Source organism: Yersinia sp. KBS0713 (assembly GCF_005937895.2).
In the GTDB taxonomy this organism is placed as follows: Bacteria; Pseudomonadota; Gammaproteobacteria; order Enterobacterales; family Enterobacteriaceae; genus Yersinia; species Yersinia bercovieri.
Window position 1 is genome coordinate 3,025,598 of sequence record NZ_CP042173.1, and the last position, 21,642, is coordinate 3,047,239.

Consider the following 21,642-nt stretch of genomic DNA (forward strand, 5'->3'; position numbering starts at 1 on the left):
TTATGATACTTGATGAACTGAAAAGCGCGGTGAATAACCCGCTCTATCCGGATGCAATCCGCCGGACATTGGCAACCATCAGCCAGATGGATTTAGCTAATCTGCCTGCGGGCGAGCAAGAGATTGAGGGGCGTGAAATTTACCTAAATCATATTATTGCGGCATCCAAACCACTGTATGAACAGGCACCTGAATTGCATCGCTACTATATTGATATTCATATTCTGCTGGAGGGTAGCGAGGTGATTGGTGCTTCGCCCTCTGCTCAAGGCCAGCGCCCGACCATGGATTTTGATAGTGAGCGGGATTTCGGTCTGTTTGAGGGGATCAGTACAGAAACCTTGTTAACACTGGCCCCCGGTGATATCGCCCTATTGTTCCCCGGCGAGTTGCATCGCCCAATGGGGACGCTGGGGGAAGTTGCACCACTGCGCAAGATTGTGGTTAAAGTGGCGAATCACCTTATCTGATTTGGTGTTGTTGTGATTGGAGGCGGAAGTTTCGCTACCGCCCTAATCAGCATCTATCCTCACCGAGGGTTCCAAGGAGCTGCGCCCTTGGCGCTCTCTTCTCGCCGCCAGCCACAAGCCACTGTTCTTCATCCCATAACCAAACACCACGCCAACCAACAGTGAAGCGGTCACTAACTTCCAATTGCCATTACCGGCAAAGGTCGCGCAAGCACCGATAAAGGTGCCGGGGACGAAAGATAGCCACTGTTGGCAAGCCTGAATGCACATCAAAAACGCCACCATACCGGTCAGCACATAGCCGAGGATCGCCCACTCTGGCTGCAAAGCACTACCCTGAATAATCATCATCGCCCAAAATACCCCACTCAGGCAGGTTAACAAGGTAATCAGCAACCCTTTCAAGCCACCTTGTGGACAGGCGAAATAGGCGGTACAGCCCAGAAAACCGGCCCAACTGATAAGCCCCAGGCTGACCGCAACCCAACCCCAGATACCTGAGAGGATGCCGGTGGTAATGGCAATCATCAGAATAATGTTCATCAGCATTTACCTGCGCGAAAGTGTTAAACGAAACGTGTATTGAGTGAAAGTCGCGCAGTTTACCTGAATTCATACCTTTTTTATCAACTCAGATCACATTAACAACCAAGTTATTACTATAGTTTCATCAAAAACGTGACTTAAATCACCAATGAATACAGAAAAATAGAACACGGATTGCTCTATTGTTTATTTCACCTTTTATCAACTTAGAAACCCATATAAAACAAAACCCCCTGCCAGTTTTGCTGACAGGGGGTTGGAATTACCGAGTTAACGATGGTTACATTAGCGGTTGCGCCAACTGCACCAGCGAAATCAATGGCTGCGGGTAGATACCCAGGAACAGCACCAAAATCGCGGAAATCAGCACCACCACACCACCGGCAGTCAATGCCCAGTTGTTTGGTGTATCACGCACCAATTTTTCCGGCGCACTGAGGTACAAACTCACCGTCACGCGCAGATAGTAGTACAGACCAATGGCACTGCCCAAAACCACGGCACCGGTCAACCACCACAGGTTGGCGCTGACACCCATTGCCACCACGAAGAATTTGCCGATAAAGCCCAGTGTCATGGGGATACCCGCCAGTGACAGCATCATCACCGTCATCACCGCAGAGAGAATGGGCTTATGCCAGAACAACCCGCGATAAGAGAACAGGGACTCCGCATCCGGGCCTTTGTACGGGCTGGACATCAGGCTGACGACACCAAAGGCACCCAGGCTGCTGAACAGGTAACCGGCCAGATAGACGCCGACGGTTTCCAGTGCCAGCTGATGGGTCTGCACCGCCACCAGCGCAATCAGCAAGTAGCCAAGGTGCGCGATAGAGGAGTAACCCAGCAGGCGCTTGATGTTGGTCTGGCTGATTGCCATCAAGTTACCAAACAGAATCGACGCCACGGCAATCAAGGAGAGCACTAAGCGCACCGCTTCACTGTCGGCGGCTGGCGCATACAGGAACAGGCGCATCACCACCGCAAAGATGGCAATCTTGCTGGCGGTGGCCAGGAAGGTGGATACCGGAGCAGGTGCACCCTGATAAACATCTGGCGTCCAGAGTTGGAACGGCACCAGTGATAGCTTAAAGCCAAGACCAACAATCATCATCCCGAGGCCTGCCAGGATCAGCGGCTGGTGGATAGTGGAGTCACTCAGGCTCTTGCCCAAACCGGCGAAAGACAAGCTACCGGATTCCGCATACAGCAGCGCCATACCAAACAGCAGGAATGACGACGCCGCCGCAGAGAGCAGCATATATTTGATGCTGGCTTCCAGTGAACGCTTCTGGCGATAGGCATAACCAATCAGCCCAAACAGCGGCAGCGAGATAAGCTCAATACCCAAAAATAGCGACGCCAAATGGTTAGCACTCGCCAGCAGAATGCCCCCCATGGTGGCAATTAGCACCAGCAGGTAGAACTCTTCGCGGTTATCCGGATAGCCATTTAGCCACGGATAGGCAAAGGTGCTGGTCGCCAGACTGGCAACAATCACCAACCCGGTATAGAACATGGCATAGCCGTCAACCCGCATCAGCGGAGTGACATCCATTGGCCCTACCTGCCCGACGAAATAGAGGGAGAGCAGCGCCAGGTTTAGCCCGATGACCGTCAGGGTGGCGTTGATAAAGTGATCGCGTCGCCACGCAATGGAGAGCATCACAACCACCACCGTCAATCCGACGATCAACAGCGGTAGCATTGCGATCAGTTGTTGAGGAGTTATTGTCATGGCGAATTACGGCCTTGTAGTTGTAATTGATGAAGCATTGAACCACTGCTGTACATTGCTCATCGCAGCATGGGAGGTGTCGAGAATCGGCTGCGGGTAAACCCCGAGCAGCACCAGCAACACCACTAACAGCAGGATGATAGAGAGTTCCCTTGCACTCATACCCGGTAACGCCTCTTCTGATTTTGGCGCACCGTAATAGGCACGTTGCATCATGATAAGCGCGTAAACCGAAGCAAAAACCAGCCCAAAAGTAGAGATCACGGTGATCACCGGAACGACCTGGAAGCTGCCGAACAGAATCATAAATTCGCCGACGAAGTTACCAGTACCCGGCATCCCCAGGGTGGCCACCGCGAAGAACAGCGACAGTGCTGGCAAATATTTAATCCGCCCCCACAGGCCGCCCATCTGGCGCATATCACGGGTATGCAGGCGCTCATACAACTGGCCGCAGATGATGAACATACCGGCGGCTGATAGGCCGTGAGCAATCATCTGGATAACCGCCCCCTGATAGGCCAGTTGACTGCCGGTGTAGATGGCAATCAACACAAAGCCCATGTGTGACACGCTGGTGTAAGCAATCAGGCGCTTGATGTCGGTCTGGCAGAAGGCCATCCATGCACCGTAGAAGATGCCGACAACACCTAACCACATGGCAATCGGCGCGAACTCAGCGGATGCATTCGGGAACAGTGGCAAGCTGAAACGCAGCAAACCGTAGGCCGCCGTTTTCAGCAAAATCCCGGCTAAGTCAACAGAACCCGCTGTTGGGGCCTGACTGTGCGCATCAGGCAACCAGCCATGCAGTGGTACTACCGGCATTTTGACCGCGAAGGCGATAAAGAAGCCCAGCATCAGCAGATATTCCACATTATGGGACATCGGCGTTTTCAGCAGATTTTCGTAGTTGAATGTCCAGACACCCGTGGCTTTGTAGTGCACAAACACCAGCCCCAGAATGGCAATCAACATAATCAGGCCGCTGGCTTGGGTATAGATGAAGAACTTGGTTGCCGCCGCGATGCGAGTTTTACCGTCTGATGCTTTGTGGCCCCACAAGGCGATCAGGAAGTACATCGGCACCAACATCATCTCCCAGAAGAAGAAGAATAGGAACATGTCGATGGCGAGGAACACGCCGATAACCCCACCCAGGATCCACAATAGATTCAGGTAGAAGAAGCCCTGATTGCGCTGAATTTCACGCCACGAACAGAGGATAGCCAAAGCACCGAGCAGCCCCGTCAGCACCACCATCAGCAGTGATAGGCCATCCAGTGCCAGATGGAACTCAATGCCGAACCGTGGGATCCACGGCAGGGTGAACTCCGACTGCCACTGCGGGATACCCGCTGGATTAACCAGCGAATAGTTGCCCTGCCCCCACAATAGCAGGGAGAGCACCAATGTCAGCCCCATCGCGAACAGCGCTATCCAACGCGGTACTTTAGTCCCGAAGCGCTCACACTGCCAAGACAGCAGACCGCCGATAAAGGGGAGAAGAATTAGCCAAGGTAATAGCATGGCGTTTTGTGTCCCTAATTAAACGAAAAGCAACAGAGCCAGTACGACGACTGCACCCAAACCCATAGACGCGACATACCAACGCACCTGTCCATTTTCACTGACGGTCAGACCACGATTACTCCAGCGCGAAAGTATCGCCGGGGTATTCATCAGTGAGTTCAGCGGATCACGTTGTAGCAGTTTTGCAATCCACAGATACGGGCGAACAAATACATTATGGTACAACCAGTCGAAGCCCCACGCGTGGAACCACCAGAGCGTAAAGAAGCGGCCCGGCGCACTTTGCGCGATGCTATTGACCAACTGACGTTTGCCCAGATACAGCATTGCTGCCAACGCAATACCCACCACCACCAGCACACCGGAGAAGATTTCCAGCGGCATTTTGCCCTCTTCACCAAAGTGAAGCTCTGGCAACACGCCCGCCAGCGGGGGTGTTATCAGCGCGCCAACAAAGGTCGACAGCACCAGCAACACTATCAGCGGCAGGTTGTGGGTGATCCCCTTGACCGGATGCGCTTTGGTTTTTGGCTCGCCGTGGAACACAATGAAAATCATACGGAAGGTGTAGAGCGCCGTGAGGAGTGCCCCAACCAGCCCGGCGACCATCAGATTGATATGGCCACTGGCCAATGCGCCCCACAGAATTTCGTCTTTACTGTAGAAACCGGCGGTGACGATTGGCAGTGCTGCCAGCGCCGCGCCGCCCACCAGGAAGCAGATATAGACCAATGGAATGGTTTTACGTAACCCACCCATTTTAAAAATGTTTTGCTCGTGGTGACAGGCCAGAATCACTGAACCGGAAGAGAGGAACAGCAGTGCTTTAAAGAATGCATGGGTCATCAGATGGAAGATAGCCGCATCCCACGCCTGCACGCCCAGCGCCAGGAACATGTAGCCAATTTGGCTCATGGTGGAGTAGGCCAGCACCCGTTTGATATCGGTTTGTACCAGTGCCGCGAAACCCGCCAGCACTAAGGTGACCGCCCCGATAATCCCCACCAGATGTAGCACTTCGGGTGCCATCAGGAACAGACCGTGGGTACGGGCAATCAGATACACACCCGCAGTGACCATGGTGGCCGCATGGATCAGCGCGGAAACCGGTGTCGGGCCTGCCATTGCATCTGCCAGCCAGGTTTGTAACGGCAACTGCGCCGATTTACCGACCGCACCACCGAGCAGCATTAGCGTCGCCCAGGTAATGGCGGTTCCGCCCATCTCCAGTTTTTGCGGTGCCAACAGCATCAGCTCACGGATGTTCAGCGTGCCCAGCTCTTGGTACAGAATGAACAGCGCGATAGCCAGGAACACGTCACCCACGCGGGTCACGATAAAGGCTTTCATCGCCGCCGCGCCGTTAGCCGGATTGGTGTAGTAGAAACCAATCAGCAGGTAACTGCACAGCCCCACGCCTTCCCAGCCCAGATACATCAGCATCAGGTTATCCGCCAGCACCAGCACTACCATGCTCGCGATAAACAGGTTGGTGTAGGCGAAGAAGCGGGAGTAGCCCTCCTCCCCACGCATATACCAGGAGGCATACATGTGGATCAGGAAGCCCACGCCAGTCACCACCGACAACATGGTGAGCGACAAGCCATCCAGCGTCAGGGTCAACGGAATGTTGAAGGTGCCGACTGACATCCAGTTCCACAGTGTTTGGTTAAACACCTGTACCCCAGTGGCCTTTTGGCTGAGGAAGTCCACCGCCACATAGAGTGTCACCAGCGCCGTCAGACCAATCGAACCCACCCCGACAGTGGCCGAGGTATTTTCAGACCAGCGCCCACGGGAGAATGCCAACAGCAAGAAGCCCAGCAGTGGCAGCAGAATTGTTAAAAATAGTAGGTTCATCCGCGCATCTCACTGACTGTATCGATATTCAGAGTATGACGGCGACGATACAGCTGTAGCAGCAGTGCCAGACCAATACTGGCCTCCGCTGCCGCCAGCGTGATCGCCAGGATATACATCACCTGACCGTCAGCCTGCCCCCAATAACTGCCCGCCACCACGAAGGCGAGCGCGGCGGCATTGATCATCACTTCAAGGCTTATCAGCATAAACAGCAGGTTGCGACGGATCAGCAACCCCGTTAGCCCTAGCACAAACAGGATGGCCGCCAGAATCAGGCCATGTTGTAGAGGGATCATGCTTGTTCCTCCGTTTTTCTTTTCGCTGATTCGCTCGCGCCCAGCACGTCGCCCGGCTTATGCTCACGTCCGATATGGAAAGCAACCACCAGACCGGCCAATAGCAGCATTGACGCCAGTTCAACCGCCAACACATAAGGGCCAAACAGGCTGATACCCACCGCTTTGGCATCGACCATTTCGCCGCTGATACCGGAGTCTGTGACCGAGCTAATGGCATAGATCAGTACCGACAGCAGCACCAGCGCCAGTAAGCCGGGGCCTATCCATAGGGTCGGTTTCAGCCAGTCGCGCTCTTGTTGCTCGACATTGCCCAGGTTCAGCATCATCACCACAAACACGAACAGCACCATAATGGCCCCCGCGTAAACGATGATCTCCAGCGCACCAGCAAAGTAAGCTCCTAGCGAGAAGAACACCGCTGAGATAGCCAGTAACGAAATAATCAGGTACAGCAGCGCATGTACCGGGTTGGTATGAGTGATAACGCGAATAGTCGCCACCACTGCCACCAATGCTGCAATATAAAATGCAAATTCCATGGAAGCTGGCTCCTAAGGCATCAGACCTTTAACGTCGATCGGTTTGGCTTCATTTTCGGCTTCGCCTTTCGGCTTACCGTCAACCGCCATACCGGACATCCGGTAGAAGTTATATTCCGGATACTTACCCGGACCCGAGATCAGCAAGTCCTCTTTCTCATACACCAGATCCTGACGCTTAAACTCGCCCATTTCGAAATCCGGCGTCAGCTGGATAGCGGTTGTCGGGCAAGCCTCTTCACACAAACCACAGAAAATGCAGCGGGAGAAGTTGATGCGGAAGAACTCCGGATACCAGCGGCCATCTTTATGCTCTGCTTTTTGCAAAGAGATACAGCCCACAGGGCAGGCGACGGCGCACAAGTTACAGGCCACGCAGCGCTCTTCACCGTCCGGATCGCGCGTCAGCACAATGCGGCCACGGTAGCGCGGTGGCAGATAAACCGGCTCTTCCGGATACATTTGGGTTTCGCGCTTGTGGAAGGCATGAAGGCCAATCATCCACAGGCTGCGCACTTGGGTGCCGAAACCAACCACTAACTCTTTCAACGTCATGGTTCATTCACCCCTTATTGAGCGTTGTACAAAATGACCGCGGCAGTCGCCAGCAGATTCAGCAGGGTCAACGGCAGGCAAACTTTCCAGCCGAATGACATCACCTGGTCATAACGTGGGCGCGGCAAGGAGGCACGGATCAGAATGAACATCACCATGAAGAAGGCCGTTTTCAGCGCAAACCAGATAAATGGCGGCAAGAACGGGCCTTGCCACCCCCCGAAGAACAAGGTGACGATTAGCGCAGAGACGGTCACGATACCAATGTATTCACCGACGAAGAACAGACCGAATTTCATGCCGGAATATTCAATGTGGTAACCATCAGCCAACTCTTGTTCCGCTTCTGGCTGGTCAAAGGGATGACGGTGACAGACGGCAACACCTGCAATGGCAAAGGTCAGGAAACCAAAGAATTGCGGGATCACATTCCAGACCTGCTCCTGAGAGTTAACAATATCCTGCATGTTAAACGAGCCAGCCTGTGCCACGACACCCATCAAGGATAAGCCGAGGAACACTTCATAGCTCAGGGTTTGCGCCGAAGCACGCATCGCCCCTAACAGAGAGTATTTGTTATTACTGGACCAACCGGCGAACAGCACGGCGTAAACCGCCAGCCCCGCCATCATCAGGAAGAATAAAATGCCGATATTGAGATCCGCAACCGCCCAGGTCGGGCTGACCGGGACGATGGCGAAAGAGAGTAGCAGCGAAGTAAAAGCAATCACCGGTGCCAGAGTAAAGATAGCCCGGTCGGAGAACTTCGGTACCCAGTCCTCTTTGAAGAACATTTTGATCATGTCAGCGACCAGTTGCAGTGACCCGCCCCAACCCACACGGTTTGGCCCGTAACGGTTCTGGAACAGGCCCAGCAGACGGCGTTCACCGAAGCTCATAAATGCGCCACAGGTCACTACCACCAACAGAATCACCACCGCTTTCAGGACAGAGATTAAAATCTCAATCAATTCAGGGGTAAACCAGCTCATAGTCCTGCCTCCCGCAGATTCTCAACGCGCGCACCCACCATAATTGGCGGAATACCCGGTAAGCCAAGCGGCAAGCCGACCTGACCTTGAGCCAAGGTTTCACTCAAGCGCACTGGCAAGCGCAAGGTTTGGCCCGCACAGTTGAACTCCACCAGCGTACCGAGGTTAACCCCTAACTGCGCCGCATCGGCTGGGTTGACCATCACATAAGGCTCTGGCATCCGTTGTTGGATCACATCGGCGCGTTGGGACATCTCTTCACTACCAAACAGATGGTAATAAGGGGCAATCTGCCAGCTTTCGGCATCGGCAGTAAAGGCCGCCGGCACGGAATCAAAGTAGCCGAGTGTTCCCTCCCCTGCTTCAATCAGACGCACACCCGGATCACCAAAGCGCAGGTTGCCGCCCACTTCCGCCTGGAATTTGTTCCATGCTTGCGGTGAGTTCCAGCCCGGCGCCCAGGCAAATGGGATCTGCTGACGATCAGCCAGCGGGCTGTTGTTCCCCTCCATCGAGAAGGCAAACGGCGTGTCGATATCCTGCGGCTGACGCGGTTCGTGCACACTGATATCTGCGCGCATCGCGGTACGGCCACTGTAACGGATAGGTGAACGGGCCAGTTTCTGCCCACGAATGCGGAAAGTCGCATCCGGTGCGGCGGCAACCATCCCTTCCAGCTGTGGCAATGCCGCCACACAAGCTTGGATCACGTGATCCAACTGGGTCCAGTCCACATGACGGCTGGTATAGGTTGAGTGCAGCGAGTGCAGCCAACGCCAGCTCTCCAGCATGATGCTGCGGCTTTCTGGTTTTTTCGGGTCGTCGTAATAGGTGGGATCATAAACCTGGAAGAAGCGCTGAGCGCGGCCCTCCTGATTGACCAGTGTACCGTCGCTTTCAGCGAAGCTGGCGGCAGACAGAATCAAGCTGGCTCTATCCATAATCGCGGTGCGTTGATGATCCACCACAATCAGATTGGTGGTTTTCTCCAGCGCGGCGTCCACTTTATCTTTCGCCCCATGGCGATAGAGGTCATTCTCCATCACGATGGCGGTATCGGCTTCACCGCTGGACAACTGCGCCAGTGCTTGATCCAGTGAACCGCCCCCCATCATGGTCAAACCCATGCTGTTAGCGGCACTGGCAACAAAGGTGATGCCGACATCAGCGCCACGGCCTTTCAGGGCTTTCGCCACGTTGGCTGCCGCTTCAATGATGGCATCACTACCTGCACTGCTACCGGTAATGATGAGTGGTTTTCTCGCCCCGGCCAGCGCCTGCACAATAATATCCACTTTGCCTTTCAGCTCTTTCGCCAAATCATCAACCGCAGGCGCAGAGTCATCCAGCGCGTGGGCGATGGCGAAGCCTAAACGGGCTTGATCATCCACGGGTGCACGATAGTTCCATGCCGCGATATCATCCATGCGGGTGTTATCCACGTTGGTGATAAACAGCGGATGTTTCGCGTGCTGACCAATATTCATGATGGCGGCAATCTGCCAGTCGGCCACTTTTTGTGCCGCCGCCATTTCGCGGGCTTTGCCTTTCACCGCTTGACGAACTGAGAGCGCAATACGCGCGCCAGTCTGGGTCAGGTCTTCACCCAGAATCAGCACCGCATCGTAGCTCTCAATCTCACGCAGTGACGGCGTGTAAACTCCACCTTCGCGCAGCACTTTAAGCATCAATTGCAGGCGCTGTTGCTCACCTGCGGCGATACCGGTGTAGAAGTTCTCCGCACCCACCAACTCACGTAGCGCGAAGTTGCTTTCCAAACTGGCGCGTGGTGAACCGATACCGATGGTTTTTTTCGCCTGACGCAGAATATCCGCCGCCCCCTGCATCGCCTGTTCGGCGTTGAGGTGGATCCAGTCATTGCCACGCAGTTGCTGCGGCTGACGTGGGCGGTCTTTGCGGTTGACGTAGCCGTAACCAAAGCGGCCGCGGTCACACATAAAGTAGTGGTTCACGCTGCCGTTATAGCGGTTTTCAATACGGCGCAATTCACCATAGCGTTCGCCTGGGCTGGTGTTACACCCCACACTGCACTGCTGGCAGATACTGGGCGCGAACTGCATATCCCATTTACGGTTATAGCGCTCGGAGTGGGTTTTATCGGTAAATACGCCGGTCGGGCACACCTCTACCAGGTTACCGGAGAACTCGCTTTCCAGCGTGCCGCTCTCAGTACGACCAAAGTAGACGTTATCATGGGCACCGTAGACACCTAGGTCTGTGCCATCAGCATAATCTTTGTAGTAACGCACACAGCGATAACAGGCGATACAGCGGTTCATTTCATGGGAGATGAATGGGCCGAGATCCTGATTCTGGTGAGTACGTTTACTGAAGCGATAGCGGCGGAAACTGTGTCCGGTCATCACTGTCATATCTTGCAGGTGACAGTTACCCCCCTCTTCACAGACCGGGCAATCGTGCGGGTGGTTAGTCATCAACCATTCAACCACACTCTCACGGAACGCTTTGGCTTCGCCGTCATCAATGGAAATAAAGGTTCCATCAGTGGCCGGGGTCATACAGGACATGACCAAACGCCCACGGGTATCATCGGCGTTTTGGTATTGCTTTACCGCACATTGGCGGCAAGCGCCGACGCTTCCCAGCGCCGGATGCCAGCAAAAGTAAGGAATATCGAGTCCCAGGGAGAGACAAGCTTGTAACAGGTTGTCGGCCCCGTTTACGTCGTATTCTTTGCCGTCTACATGAATCGTAGCCATATGCATGCTTCCAAGTGACTTGTGCATAAGCCGATTTAATGTCTGTACGACGACATTAAGGCGGTTCATTTACAAGCGTTAATCAAAAATTCTGGCCCCTACGGCAAACCGCAAGGGCATCTATGCTACCAGCGCGCTTTAAGTAGGTTCGGTTGAATACCGGCTATGGCTCGGGTGTTGCCATAGTCCTTAGCTGCGATCCCGGCTTCGAACTCTTCCCGGAAATATTTGATCGCGCTTTGTAGTGGTTCAACCGCGCCCGGCGCGTGAGCACAGAAAGTTTTGCCTGGCCCTAAGAAGCGGCACAGCTGCTCTAGTGTCTCAATATCGCCCGGCTGACCTTCGCCGCGCTCCAGTGCGCGCAGGATCTTCACGCTCCATGGCAAACCATCGCGGCAAGGGGTACACCAGCCACAGGATTCGCGGGCAAAGAACTCTTCCAGATTGCGCACCAGTGGCACCATGCCAATTTCGTGGTCTACCGCCATCGCCAGCGCGGTGCCTAAACGGCTACCTGCTTTGGCGATATTCTCGAAGTCCATCGGCAGATCCAGATGGTCGGCGGTCAGGAAGTCAGTGCCCGCCCCGCCCGGCTGCCAGGCTTTGAATTTCAAGCCATCGCGCATGCCACCGGCGTAATCTTCCAGAATTTCACGGGCGGTGATACCAAAGGGTAGCTCCCACAGACCTGGGTTTTTCACCCGGCCTGAGAAGCCCATCAGTTTGGTCCCGGCATCGTTACTCTTACCGGCAGTGATCCCCTGATACCACTCAACACCATGCTCAAGAATGGCGGGCACGTTACACAGGGTTTCCACGTTATTCACGCACGTCGGCTTACCCCAAACACCCGAAGAAGCGGGGAACGGTGGCTTGGAACGTGGGTTGGCGCGGCGGCCTTCCAGCGAGTTAATCAGCGCGGTCTCTTCACCGCAGATATAGCGGCCAGCACCGGTATGGACGATCAGCTCAAAATCAAAGCCGCTGCCCATGATGTTTTTACCCAGCAAGCCGGCTTCGGTTGCCTCGGCAATAGCGCGGCGCAAATTCACCGCCGCTTCGATATATTCGCCACGCAGGAAGATGTAGCCACGATAGGCTTTCAGCGCAAAGGCGCTGATCAGCATCCCCTCCACCAGCAGATGCGGCAATTGCTCCATCAGCAAGCGGTCTTTATAGGTGCCCGGCTCCATCTCATCGGCATTGCACAGCAGATAGCGGATGTTCATGCTTTCGTCTTTCGGCATCAAGCTCCACTTCAAACCTGTGGAGAAACCTGCACCGCCACGGCCTTTCAAACCCGCGTCTTTGACTAAGTTAACAACATCAGGTGGTGCCATGCCTTTTAAGGCTTTTTCAGCGCCCAGGTAACCGGTTTTGCTGCGATATTCATCCAGCCACACCGGCTGTTTGTCATCACGTAAACGCCAGGTCAGCGGGTGCATCTCCGGTGTCCGGATAATCTCTTTATTAAACCCCGTGGCTTTGGTAATACCTGAGTTAGCTGTCATGGATATTGCTCCAGTAACTTCTCGATATCTTCAGGTTTCAGGTAGCTGTGGGTATCGTCGTCAATCATCATGGTGGGGCCACGATCGCAGTTACCTAAACAGCAGGTTGGCAGCAGTGTAAAACGGCCATCAAAGGTGGTTTGGCCCGGCTGAATGCTGAGTTTCTTCGAAATCGCGGCCTGAATCCCCTGATAACCGGTGATATGGCACACCACACTGTCACAGTAGCGGATCACATGACGCCCTACCGGTTGGCGGAAGATCTGGCTGTAGAATGTGGCGACCCCTTCAACATCACTGGCCGGGATACCCAGCACTTCAGCAATGGCGTGAATCGCCCCATCCGGCACCCAGCCACGCCCTTTCTGCACGATTTTCAGTGCTTCGATTGACGCGGCGCGGGCATCTTCGTAATGGTGCTTTTCATGTTCGATAGCATCACGTTCTTCAGCACTCAACTCGAAAACGTCAGTGGTGGTCGCCGGTTCAGCCGCATTGACTGCCTGATCCACCACATTTTGGCTTTCGTTACTCACCTGAGTATCTTTTTGGTCACTCATAATTAGCGGTCCACATCAGACATTACAAAATCGATACTGCCCAGATAGACAATCAAGTCAGATACCAGGCTGCCACGGATAACCGATGGGATCTGCTGCAAATGGGCATAGCTTGGTGTACGTATCCGGGTGCGATAGCTCATGGTGCTGGCGTCACTGGTCAGATAGTAGCTGTTGATCCCTTTGGTCGCTTCAACCATCTGGAATGATTCGTTGGCTGGCATCACCGGGCCCCATGATACTTGCAGGAAGTGGGTGATCAGCGTTTCGATATGTTGAAGCGTGCGCTCTTTCGGCGGCGGTGTGGTCAGTGGGTGGTCAGCCTTGAATGGCCCCTCTGGCATGTTTTTATAACACTGCTCGAGAATGCGCAGGCTTTGACGCAACTCCTCCACTTTCAACATCACGCGGTCATAGCAGTCGCCGTTATTACCGATCGGCACTTCAAAATCGAAGTTTTCATAACCGGAATATGGACGCCATTTACGCACGTCAAACTCAACACCCGTCGCCCGCAAACCAGCACCGGTAACGCCCCACTCCAACGCCTCTTTAGAATTATAGGCAGCGACACCTACAGAACGCCCTTTCAGGATGCTGTTCTGCAACGCCGCTTTGACGTAGGAGTCCAGACGTTTTGGCATCCAGTCGAGGAAGTCACGTAGCAGACGATCCCAGCCACGCGGCAGGTCATGTGCCACGCCACCAATCCGGAACCAGGCCGGGTGCATACGGAAACCGGTAATCGCTTCCACCAAATCGTACACTTTCTGGCGGTCGGTAAAGGCGAAGAACACCGGCGTCATAGCGCCAACGTCTTGGATAAAGGTACTGATGTAGAGTAAGTGACTGTTGATGCGGAAGAGTTCGGATAACATCACGCGAATGGTGTCGACCCGCTCTGGCACTTTAATACCCGCCAGTTTTTCCACTGCCAATACGTATGGCATTTCGTTGACGCAGCCGCCGAGGTACTCGATGCGGTCGGTGTACGGAATATAGCTGTGCCATGATTGGCGCTCGCCCATCTTTTCCGCGCCACGGTGGTGATAGCCCACATCCGGCACGCAATCGACAATTTCTTCACCATCAAGCTGCAACACGATACGGAACGCACCGTGTGAAGAGGGGTGGTTCGGGCCAAGGTTAAGGAACATAAAGTCCTCATTTTCGGTCCCGCGCTTCATACCCCAATCTTCCGGTTTGAAGGTCAGTGACTCCATCTCCAGATCCTCTTTCTGCTTAGTCAGCACAAAGGGATCGAACTCGGTAGCACGAGCTGGATAATCTTTACGTAGCGGGTGACCTTCCCAGCTCTGCGGCATCATGATGCGCGTCAGATGTGGATGGCCATCAAAGGTAATACCGAACATTTCCCAAGTTTCCCGCTCATACCAGTTGGCATTAGGAAAAATTTTGGTCGCTGTGGGCACGTGTAACTCTTTTTCAGACAGTGCCACTTTCAACATAATGTCGCGGTTGCGTTCGATGGAGAGCAGATGATAGAAAACAGAAAAATCCGCTTCAGGAAGACCCTGGCGGTGAGTACGCAGGCGCTCATCCACACCATGTAAGTCAAACAGCATGACATAGGGTTTAGGCTGTTTTCTTAAGAACGACATTATTTCCAGCAATTGTTCACGCTTCACCCATACCACGGGCATACCGGTACGGGTCGCTTGAACAACAAAGGCCTCAGGCCCAAAACGGTTCGACAGTTCACCAATCACCGGATCATCAAGATGTGAGCTGGTCTGCCATGCTGGCTGGGTGCTGTCGGACGTCGTTAAATCGGTCATTATTTATTCACCACACTGTTTTTTCACCACACTGAATGTGTCATTTTGTGGTCATTTGCCGCACACATGTTCTGGATAAAAACGGTTCCATCCAGAAACAAATCACTTACGCACAAAAAATCCAACACCGAAAGTCGGGTTAGATCTCGTCAGGTGTACGCAAGTTAGTTACTGCAATTCGTTCAGCATGCTTACGTTCTCTTTCTGGCTGCATATTGGCGCGGTAAACACCTTGATCACCCACAACCCAAGAGAGAGGACGGCGCTCTTTACCAATAGACTCCTGTAGCAATAACAGTGCTTGCATATAAGCTTCCGGGCGCGGTGGACAACCAGGAATATAGACGTCTACGGGTAGGAATTTATCCACGCCTTGTACCACGGAGTAGATATCGTACATGCCGCCTGAGTTGGCACAGGCCCCCATGGAGATAACCCATTTTGGCTCGAGCATCTGTTCATACAGACGCTGGATAACTGGGGCCATTTTGGTGAAGCACGTACCGGCCACCACCATGAAGTCGGCCTGACGCGGAGAAGCACGCAGGACTTCGGCACCAAAACGTGCCACGTCATGTACCGCAGTGAACGAGGTCACCATCTCGACATAACAGCAAGAGAGGCCGAAGTTATATGGCCAAAGAGAGTTCTTACGCCCCCAGTTCACCATGTCATGCATGGCGTTCTCAAGTTTACCCATGTAAACACTACGGTGGACATGTTGCTCGAGAGGATCGCCGCTGACGGTTTCCTGAGTTTGCAGGGGGTAACGGTCGTTCTCACCGTTAGGGTCTATGCGGGTGAGCGTATAGTCCATGTTAATGCCTCGCTGTATTTATTGGCGTATATCTGGATGACTGCTGGCGTATTTGACTATGCTCGGTTTGCTCACGCGGCGATTAGAGCGCACAGGAGTCCAATCTAGAGCGCCGATACGCACCAGATAAACCAAACCAGCCAAAAGCACCAAAATGAAAATGGTTGCTTCGATAAAGCCTACCCAGCCGCTCTCACGAATTGAGATTGACCACGCATACAGGTACAGGGCTTCAACATCGAAAATAACGAAAAACATGGCGACCAGGTAAAACTTGGCAGATAAGCGCATCCGCGCTGAACCTACCGAGTCAATACCAGACTCATAGGGGACGTTTTTGGCGCGGGCCCGAGCTCTCCCACCCAGGAAGAACGCACCCAACAGCATCAAACCGCACAGTCCGATTGCGCCAATCAGGAATACAGCGAACGCCCAATGATGAGCGATAACTTCAGTGGTTGTTGACATACGCATTGCTTACTCATCAAAAGTGGTGTCGGACATCCTGCTCTTGTATTGGCAGTTAGTGCACCACATCGATTCAAAGGGAAGGATAAAAACCACACAAAACACACTGTCTTTACAACTGTTTAGCCAGTGTTTTACTGTGGGCTTTTTACTCCTTTCAGTAACCTTTTGTCAACTTAGACAAAAGTAACTACAGATTAATTTACAATTGCACGATCTTAGTTAACATTTGGTGCGGACTTGTAAGCTAAATCGAGTCAGTAATTTGTTAAGCCAGAACATACACATATAAACCAACCAGTATAGTTCACATTAACTATACCATTGTCTCAGGAATAACCGGTTCTTCCACTCACTAGCTAGGGGTATTTTTTTGATCCAGAACACGTTTTAAGTGTTATTTAATAAATATTCACTATGAAAAGTTGCACTTTAATATTTATTAATAATGAAACATCGTTCCGATTAAATTAATTCGTCAATAAATGAGAATGAATATTAATTACGTTTATCTTTCGTTAACGCCATTTTTCTGATGCCAATAAACAGCCATAAGTAAATAAAACGACGTTCTGAGCATGAAATTAATATGAGACAGGAATAAATCTGATTTTTATTATCAATAAAATTAAAAAGCCCCAAAAATTAGGGGCTTATAATATAATGTTTGTGTTGAATTCTTAACTTATATCGTCTATTAGATAATCAGAATCCAGAACCCGATCTGAGTCAGACTGTAAACCATGTTGATGGCCCGTCTGCATGGCATCGAAAATGGCTAATGCCAATTCATTGTCACACTGACTACTTTTACAAAGTGAATAGTGAGTTTCAGGCAGGCGAGGTAGCCCTTCTGTTTCACCCAACACCCGTAAATCAGGACTCATCATCTCTATCGGTCTGGCGGTCACCCCCAGCCCTGCCCTAACTGCCGCTCGAATGGCAGAAAGCGAAGAGGCAACATAGGCTATCCGCCATGCAATACCCGCTTTGGTGAGATGCTCTATTGCCATATCACGGAAAGGGCTTGGCTCATCCATCACCACTAAGGGAACTGACTCGCCGGGCTGAAACTGATAGTCGGCGGAACAGTACCAAAGTGTCGGTGATGTTCTCAAAATTACATGAGGATGAGTGTCAACCTTAGCCGTCGTAATAGCCAGATTCACCTCGCTAGTATTTAGCATATCGGCGATAAGCGGGCTGCGTTTTACCCGCACATCTATCGCCAACCGAGGATATAGCGTCGCCACCCGGTTCAGCAAAAAGGGTAACAGCGTATCGGCAGTATCATCAGATGCACCAATAACGAGCGACCCTTCTATATTGCTGTACATGAGTGACGTACAGGCTTCATCGTTAAAACGTAAAATTTTTCTGGCATAGCCGAGTAACTGGAGACCATGTTCAGTGAGTAATTTGTTACGCCCATGACGGGCAAATAACTCCTTACCAACTAACTGTTCTAACCGTTGCATTTGTTGGCTAACCGCTGACTGAGTTCGACAAACCGCTGCAGCAGCAGAGGCGAAAGTATTCAAGTCAGCAACAGCTACAAAGGTTCTAAGCAGATCGAGGTCGAGATTAATTATCGGACGATTTGCATTTGTCATAGTGTATTCTTCACTTTTTTGAATTCTAATTACAAACTACCCTGGTGTTTAAGTATTAGCGCCATCAATAAGGGACAACGCTAAGTATGACAGTACCCCACTCATTAGAGTAGGGCAAAAAATTTACTTATATTTCGTTACCGCTATCTCTTTTTAAAAAAAACTATTGGCTAAGTTATGCAGTTGTTTGTGAATAGGCTCATAAAAAACCACTAAATCTTCGATTACTGAAGATTTTTCTGCTTCAGTAATCTCACTATTCAAGATTGATTATAAGAGTTAGAAACCCATTTTAATTAAAAGACCAAGGCCCTAAAACTGAAATAATATCAAAAAATCTCAATGTATTACTCTGTGCTTTTTTTATCTAACTGAGGAAATTCAAGCAGTAATGTTTGGCAACCATTAAAGCCACCCAAATTAACATTAGTTATTCTTAATAGTTTTCCTATTTACAAATTTACGCTAACCCACACTGTAAGAATATGTATGATGATATAAACTGTTGAATTGAGACTCTTGCCTTTAAAAGGCAACATCAATGAAGAGGATTAACCACTATAACGACAACGCTTTGTCGCGAAGAGAATCCCCTTTACCCTGTAAAAGCTATTTTTTTGTTAACTATTGTGTGTATCCAAATCGGCCAGGATAAAACTTCAGATAAATTCATCAATCACGCATAACTGGCAAGGGTATAACGGTAAAACACCATTAATGTCACTCCCCGCTTTCGGCCAACCCTCATTTGAAATAAAAACAGCCATTCGCACTAAAGATGTGCATAGAACTTCAAAAAGCAGCGGCGTCGGAGTACATTAAATGCCTTGCAGTGTTCCACGCTGAGGACACGCTTTTACCAGAAAAAGGCTCAATTTTTTATGTCCCCTATTGAGAAATCCAACAAACTGGACAACGTTTGTTACGACATTCGTGGCCCCGTGCTAAAAGAAGCTAAGCGTCTTGAAGAGGAGGGTAATAAGGTTCTGAAACTGAACATCGGCAACCCTGCCCCGTTTGGTTTCGATGCACCAGATGAAATTCTGGTGGATGTGATCCGTAATTTGCCAACAGCACAAGGCTATTGCGACTCCAAAGGCCTATTTTCGGCGCGCAAAGCCATTATGCAGCACTATCAGGCCCGTGATGTGCGCGACCTGACAGTCGAGGATATCTACATTGGGAACGGTGTTTCTGAGCTGATCGTGCAATCCATGCAGGCATTGTTGAACATCGGCGATGAAATGTTAGTGCCAGCACCGGACTACCCGTTATGGACAGCGGCGGTTTCGCTTTCAAGCGGTAAAGCCGTGCACTATATGTGTGATGAAGAGTCAGGCTGGTTCCCTGATTTGGATGATATCCGCAGCAAAATCACCCCGCGCACCCGTGGGATTGTGATTATCAACCCGAACAACCCGACCGGCGCGGTATACAGCAAAGAGTTGTTACTGGAGATTGTCGAAATCGCCCGCCAGAACGACCTGATTATTTTCGCCGATGAGATCTACGATAAGATTTTATATGACGAAGCGCAGCATCACTCTATTGCGGCGCTGGCACCTGATTTACTGACCGTCACCTTCAATGGTTTGTCCAAGACTTACCGTGTTGCCGGTTTCCGTCAGGGCTGGATGGTGTTGAATGGGCCGAAGAAGCACGCCAAAGGTTATATCGAAGGCTTGGAAATGCTGGCGTCAATGCGGCTGTGTGCCAACGTGCCGATGCAACATGCGATTCAAACGGCACTGGGCGGCTATCAGAGCATCAGCGAGTTTATTCAGCCGGGTGGGCGTTTGTACGAACAGCGCGATCGCGCCTGGGAGTTAATCAACCAAATCCCTGGCGTTTCCTGCGTGAAACCTCAGGGGGCGCTCTATATGTTCCCGCGTATTGATCAGAAGCGTTTTAACCTGAAAGATGACCAGAAGCTGGTATTGGATCTGCTGTTACAAGAGAAAGTGTTGCTGGTACAAGGCAGCGCCTTTAACTGGCCATACCCGGATCATGTGCGGATTGTAACCTTACCCCGCGTGGACGAACTGGAAATGGCGGTTGGCAAACTGGGACGCTTCCTGGAAACCTATCACCAATAATTGCTATTATTATAGGTGTTTATGACAAATAATTTAATAAAAATATTATTTGTCATAAACACCTATCTAGCTGAATATACATTTTATATCATCTTGGAATATACCCATCATTGGGTGTGGAATAGCTAAGCAATTCATCTAACCTAATTAGGCTCATCCAGAAATGAGCCTAATAGACTTGAGTGGAATTAATAAAAATCCTATGGATTTTATATTTAGAATGTGAACGCAACATAAACACAATGCATATAAAATATAGAAAAGGTGACTATTATGAAATATATAAAATCGATATCGCTATGTGGTTGTTTACTCTCGGCTCTCCTTGTAATGGCTCCCATTACAGGGCAGGCCCAACTACTGAAACCTGATCATATACCGGCACCTGAGTTTTGTACTAAACCGGTACATAAATGGAATTTACATGATGTTCTTATGGCACCCCTTAGAGGGTTTATGATTTTATTTAATCGCTCATGCGACAATCATATTTAATCGCTAATGCGACAATCATATTTAATCGCTAATGCGACTAAGTAAGTCATAACCTCTCAGGGGTTAACATCTATTCAAGTCTATTTCTATTTATAGTTTTAAAAGTTATAACTTTTTCCAAAAAAACGATCGGTAATATAAGTCGCAATAGAATTTAATTACATACTTAGAAATAACGGCGTAGGAATCATCAGTTATATAATACTGAAAAATTAATAATTAATTAGTATTATCGGCTTATTATCGGTTAAGAGTGTCAGCAAGTGAACTTAAACAATCAGTCAATTGGTTTAGATGCGCACAGCCACCGCACTGCAACTTCAAGCACGATGGGTATATAATGTCGCTACAGAGCCATCTCGGCATCCTTAGTTGCCGATAGAGAATTGAGATTAATATGAGCCACTTTTTTGCCCATCTATCCCGCCTGAAACTTATCAACCGTTGGCCGTTGATGCGCAATGTCCGCACTGAAAATGTGTCAGAGCACAGCTTGCAGGTGGCATTCGTCGCTCATGCGTTAGCCATCATTAAAAATCGTAAATTTAATGGCAATCTCAATGCTGATCGTATCGCGCTGCTGGCGATGTACCACGATGCCAGCGAAGTGATCACCGGGGATTTACCTACACCTATCAAGTATTACAACCCACAAATTGCCCATGAATACAAGAAGATAGAAAAAGTCGCACAGCAAAAACTGATCGAAATGCTGCCGGCAGAGTTGCAGCACGATTTTCGCTGTCTGCTTGATGAGCACTACTACAGCGAAGAAGAAAAAGCACTGGTTAAACAAGCCGATGCCCTGTGCGCTTACCTCAAATGTCTGGAGGAGCTATCCGCAGGCAACAACGAATTCATTCAAGCCAAAGCACGGTTAGAGAAAACCCTCGCCATGCGCCAAAGCCCAGAGATGGATTACTTTATGGAAGTCTTCGTCCCTAGCTTCAGCCTCTCACTCGATGAAATCAGCCTCGACTCACTGGATTAATCGTTATAGCCTGTTT

At 50.9% G+C, this 21,642-nt stretch carries 18 protein-coding genes; 3 read left to right on the plus strand and 15 right to left on the minus strand.

The features are described from left to right. The first annotated feature begins 2 nt into the window (after positions 1–2). On the plus strand, positions 3–470 hold the full coding sequence (locus FFE93_RS14375; RefSeq protein WP_054872435.1) for a YhcH/YjgK/YiaL family protein: 468 nt from the start codon (positions 3–5) through the stop codon (positions 468–470). Between the two features lie 42 nt (positions 471–512). Here FFE93_RS14375 and FFE93_RS14380 read toward each other — a convergent pair whose 3' ends face one another. The 15 genes from FFE93_RS14380 to rovM form a co-directional block, all read right to left on the minus strand. Continuing rightward, positions 513–1,013 carry a DUF1097 domain-containing protein gene (locus tag FFE93_RS14380; protein ID WP_138775381.1) on the minus strand — a complete coding sequence of 167 codons (501 nt, stop codon included), beginning with the start codon at positions 1,011–1,013 and terminating at the stop codon, positions 513–515. Between the two features lie 283 nt (positions 1,014–1,296). Then, entirely contained in the window at positions 1,297–2,754 is a 1,458-nt protein-coding gene (nuoN, locus tag FFE93_RS14385) for an NADH-quinone oxidoreductase subunit NuoN (protein ID WP_032898288.1), read from the minus strand. Positions 2,755–2,760: 6 nt separating this feature from the next. Then, positions 2,761–4,284, minus strand: a complete 1,524-nt coding sequence (gene nuoM, locus FFE93_RS14390; protein WP_005276382.1) for an NADH-quinone oxidoreductase subunit M — start codon at positions 4,282–4,284, stop codon at positions 2,761–2,763. Between the two features lie 18 nt (positions 4,285–4,302). Beyond that, complete coding sequence (gene nuoL / locus FFE93_RS14395; RefSeq protein ID WP_049599400.1) at positions 4,303–6,147, minus strand: NADH-quinone oxidoreductase subunit L; 1,845 nt, start codon at positions 6,145–6,147, stop codon at positions 4,303–4,305. Then, positions 6,144–6,446 carry an NADH-quinone oxidoreductase subunit NuoK gene (nuoK, locus tag FFE93_RS14400; RefSeq protein ID WP_032815102.1) on the minus strand — a complete coding sequence of 101 codons (303 nt, stop codon included), beginning with the start codon at positions 6,444–6,446 and terminating at the stop codon, positions 6,144–6,146. Before nuoK ends, nuoL begins: the two co-directional genes overlap by 4 nt. Further along, on the minus strand, positions 6,443–6,988 hold the full coding sequence (gene nuoJ, locus FFE93_RS14405; protein ID WP_049599403.1) for an NADH-quinone oxidoreductase subunit J: 546 nt from the start codon (positions 6,986–6,988) through the stop codon (positions 6,443–6,445). The genes nuoK and nuoJ overlap by 4 nt, the downstream gene beginning before the upstream one ends. Positions 6,989–7,000: 12 nt before the next feature. After that, positions 7,001–7,543, minus strand: a complete 543-nt coding sequence (gene nuoI, locus FFE93_RS14410; RefSeq protein ID WP_004391656.1) for an NADH-quinone oxidoreductase subunit NuoI — start codon at positions 7,541–7,543, stop codon at positions 7,001–7,003. Positions 7,544–7,557: 14 nt separating this feature from the next. Continuing rightward, the gene (gene nuoH, locus FFE93_RS14415; protein ID WP_032898290.1) at positions 7,558–8,535 is read right to left on the minus strand and encodes an NADH-quinone oxidoreductase subunit NuoH; all 978 of its coding nucleotides are present in this window, start codon (positions 8,533–8,535) and stop codon (positions 7,558–7,560) included. Beyond that, the gene (gene nuoG / locus FFE93_RS14420) at positions 8,532–11,276 is read right to left on the minus strand and encodes an NADH-quinone oxidoreductase subunit NuoG (protein ID WP_032898291.1); all 2,745 of its coding nucleotides are present in this window, start codon (positions 11,274–11,276) and stop codon (positions 8,532–8,534) included. The genes nuoH and nuoG overlap by 4 nt, the downstream gene beginning before the upstream one ends. A 125-nt stretch (positions 11,277–11,401) precedes the next feature. After that, positions 11,402–12,787, minus strand: a complete 1,386-nt coding sequence (nuoF, locus tag FFE93_RS14425) for an NADH-quinone oxidoreductase subunit NuoF (protein ID WP_071984921.1) — start codon at positions 12,785–12,787, stop codon at positions 11,402–11,404. Further along, positions 12,784–13,347 (minus strand): NADH-quinone oxidoreductase subunit NuoE, encoded by a 564-nt coding sequence (gene nuoE / locus FFE93_RS14430; protein WP_005276394.1) that lies wholly within the window; start codon positions 13,345–13,347, stop codon positions 12,784–12,786. Before nuoE ends, nuoF begins: the two co-directional genes overlap by 4 nt. A gap of 2 nt (positions 13,348–13,349) precedes the next feature. Beyond that, positions 13,350–15,146 (minus strand): NADH-quinone oxidoreductase subunit C/D, encoded by a 1,797-nt coding sequence (gene nuoC, locus FFE93_RS14435; RefSeq protein WP_005276396.1) that lies wholly within the window; start codon positions 15,144–15,146, stop codon positions 13,350–13,352. A gap of 139 nt (positions 15,147–15,285) precedes the next feature. Beyond that, positions 15,286–15,963, minus strand: a complete 678-nt coding sequence (locus FFE93_RS14440) for a NuoB/complex I 20 kDa subunit family protein (RefSeq protein ID WP_002210278.1) — start codon at positions 15,961–15,963, stop codon at positions 15,286–15,288. A gap of 18 nt (positions 15,964–15,981) precedes the next feature. Next, positions 15,982–16,437: an NADH-quinone oxidoreductase subunit NuoA gene (gene nuoA / locus FFE93_RS14445; protein WP_032898292.1), complete on the minus strand. Its 456-nt coding sequence runs from the start codon at positions 16,435–16,437 to the stop codon at positions 15,982–15,984. Between the two features lie 674 nt (positions 16,438–17,111). Further along, positions 17,112–18,044: a virulence transcriptional regulator RovM gene (rovM, locus tag FFE93_RS14450; protein ID WP_005276400.1), complete on the minus strand. Its 933-nt coding sequence runs from the start codon at positions 18,042–18,044 to the stop codon at positions 17,112–17,114. Positions 18,045–18,925: 881 nt separating this feature from the next. On the opposite strand from rovM, the gene FFE93_RS14455 reads away from it, so the two are divergent. Then, positions 18,926–20,140: a pyridoxal phosphate-dependent aminotransferase gene (locus FFE93_RS14455; protein WP_005276404.1), complete on the plus strand. Its 1,215-nt coding sequence runs from the start codon at positions 18,926–18,928 to the stop codon at positions 20,138–20,140. 892 nt (positions 20,141–21,032) lie between these two features. Next, positions 21,033–21,626, plus strand: coding sequence for a 5'-deoxynucleotidase (yfbR, locus tag FFE93_RS14460; protein ID WP_005276407.1), 594 nt, complete (start codon positions 21,033–21,035; stop codon positions 21,624–21,626). Positions 21,627–21,642 lie beyond the last annotated feature (16 nt).

What these genes read in the sequence shown, in the direction of transcription:
- FFE93_RS14375 (WP_054872435.1), top strand. Translation starts at nt 3, where the DNA reads ATGATACTTGATGAACTGAAAAGCGCGGTGAATAACCCGCTCTATCCG.
- FFE93_RS14380 (WP_138775381.1), bottom strand. Translation starts at nt 1,013, where the DNA reads ATGAACATTATTCTGATGATTGCCATTACCACCGGCATCCTCTCAGGT.
- nuoN (WP_032898288.1), bottom strand. Translation starts at nt 2,754, where the DNA reads ATGACAATAACTCCTCAACAACTGATCGCAATGCTACCGCTGTTGATC.
- nuoM (WP_005276382.1), bottom strand. Translation starts at nt 4,284, where the DNA reads ATGCTATTACCTTGGCTAATTCTTCTCCCCTTTATCGGCGGTCTGCTG.
- nuoL (WP_049599400.1), bottom strand. Translation starts at nt 6,147, where the DNA reads ATGAACCTACTATTTTTAACAATTCTGCTGCCACTGCTGGGCTTCTTG.
- nuoK (WP_032815102.1), bottom strand. Translation starts at nt 6,446, where the DNA reads ATGATCCCTCTACAACATGGCCTGATTCTGGCGGCCATCCTGTTTGTG.
- nuoJ (WP_049599403.1), bottom strand. Translation starts at nt 6,988, where the DNA reads ATGGAATTTGCATTTTATATTGCAGCATTGGTGGCAGTGGTGGCGACT.
- nuoI (WP_004391656.1), bottom strand. Translation starts at nt 7,543, where the DNA reads ATGACGTTGAAAGAGTTAGTGGTTGGTTTCGGCACCCAAGTGCGCAGC.
- nuoH (WP_032898290.1), bottom strand. Translation starts at nt 8,535, where the DNA reads ATGAGCTGGTTTACCCCTGAATTGATTGAGATTTTAATCTCTGTCCTG.
- nuoG (WP_032898291.1), bottom strand. Translation starts at nt 11,276, where the DNA reads ATGGCTACGATTCATGTAGACGGCAAAGAATACGACGTAAACGGGGCC.
- nuoF (WP_071984921.1), bottom strand. Translation starts at nt 12,787, where the DNA reads ATGACAGCTAACTCAGGTATTACCAAAGCCACGGGGTTTAATAAAGAG.
- nuoE (WP_005276394.1), bottom strand. Translation starts at nt 13,347, where the DNA reads ATGAGTGACCAAAAAGATACTCAGGTGAGTAACGAAAGCCAAAATGTG.
- nuoC (WP_005276396.1), bottom strand. Translation starts at nt 15,146, where the DNA reads ATGACCGATTTAACGACGTCCGACAGCACCCAGCCAGCATGGCAGACC.
- FFE93_RS14440 (WP_002210278.1), bottom strand. Translation starts at nt 15,963, where the DNA reads ATGGACTATACGCTCACCCGCATAGACCCTAACGGTGAGAACGACCGT.
- nuoA (WP_032898292.1), bottom strand. Translation starts at nt 16,437, where the DNA reads ATGCGTATGTCAACAACCACTGAAGTTATCGCTCATCATTGGGCGTTC.
- rovM (WP_005276400.1), bottom strand. Translation starts at nt 18,044, where the DNA reads ATGACAAATGCAAATCGTCCGATAATTAATCTCGACCTCGATCTGCTT.
- FFE93_RS14455 (WP_005276404.1), top strand. Translation starts at nt 18,926, where the DNA reads ATGTCCCCTATTGAGAAATCCAACAAACTGGACAACGTTTGTTACGAC.
- yfbR (WP_005276407.1), top strand. Translation starts at nt 21,033, where the DNA reads ATGAGCCACTTTTTTGCCCATCTATCCCGCCTGAAACTTATCAACCGT.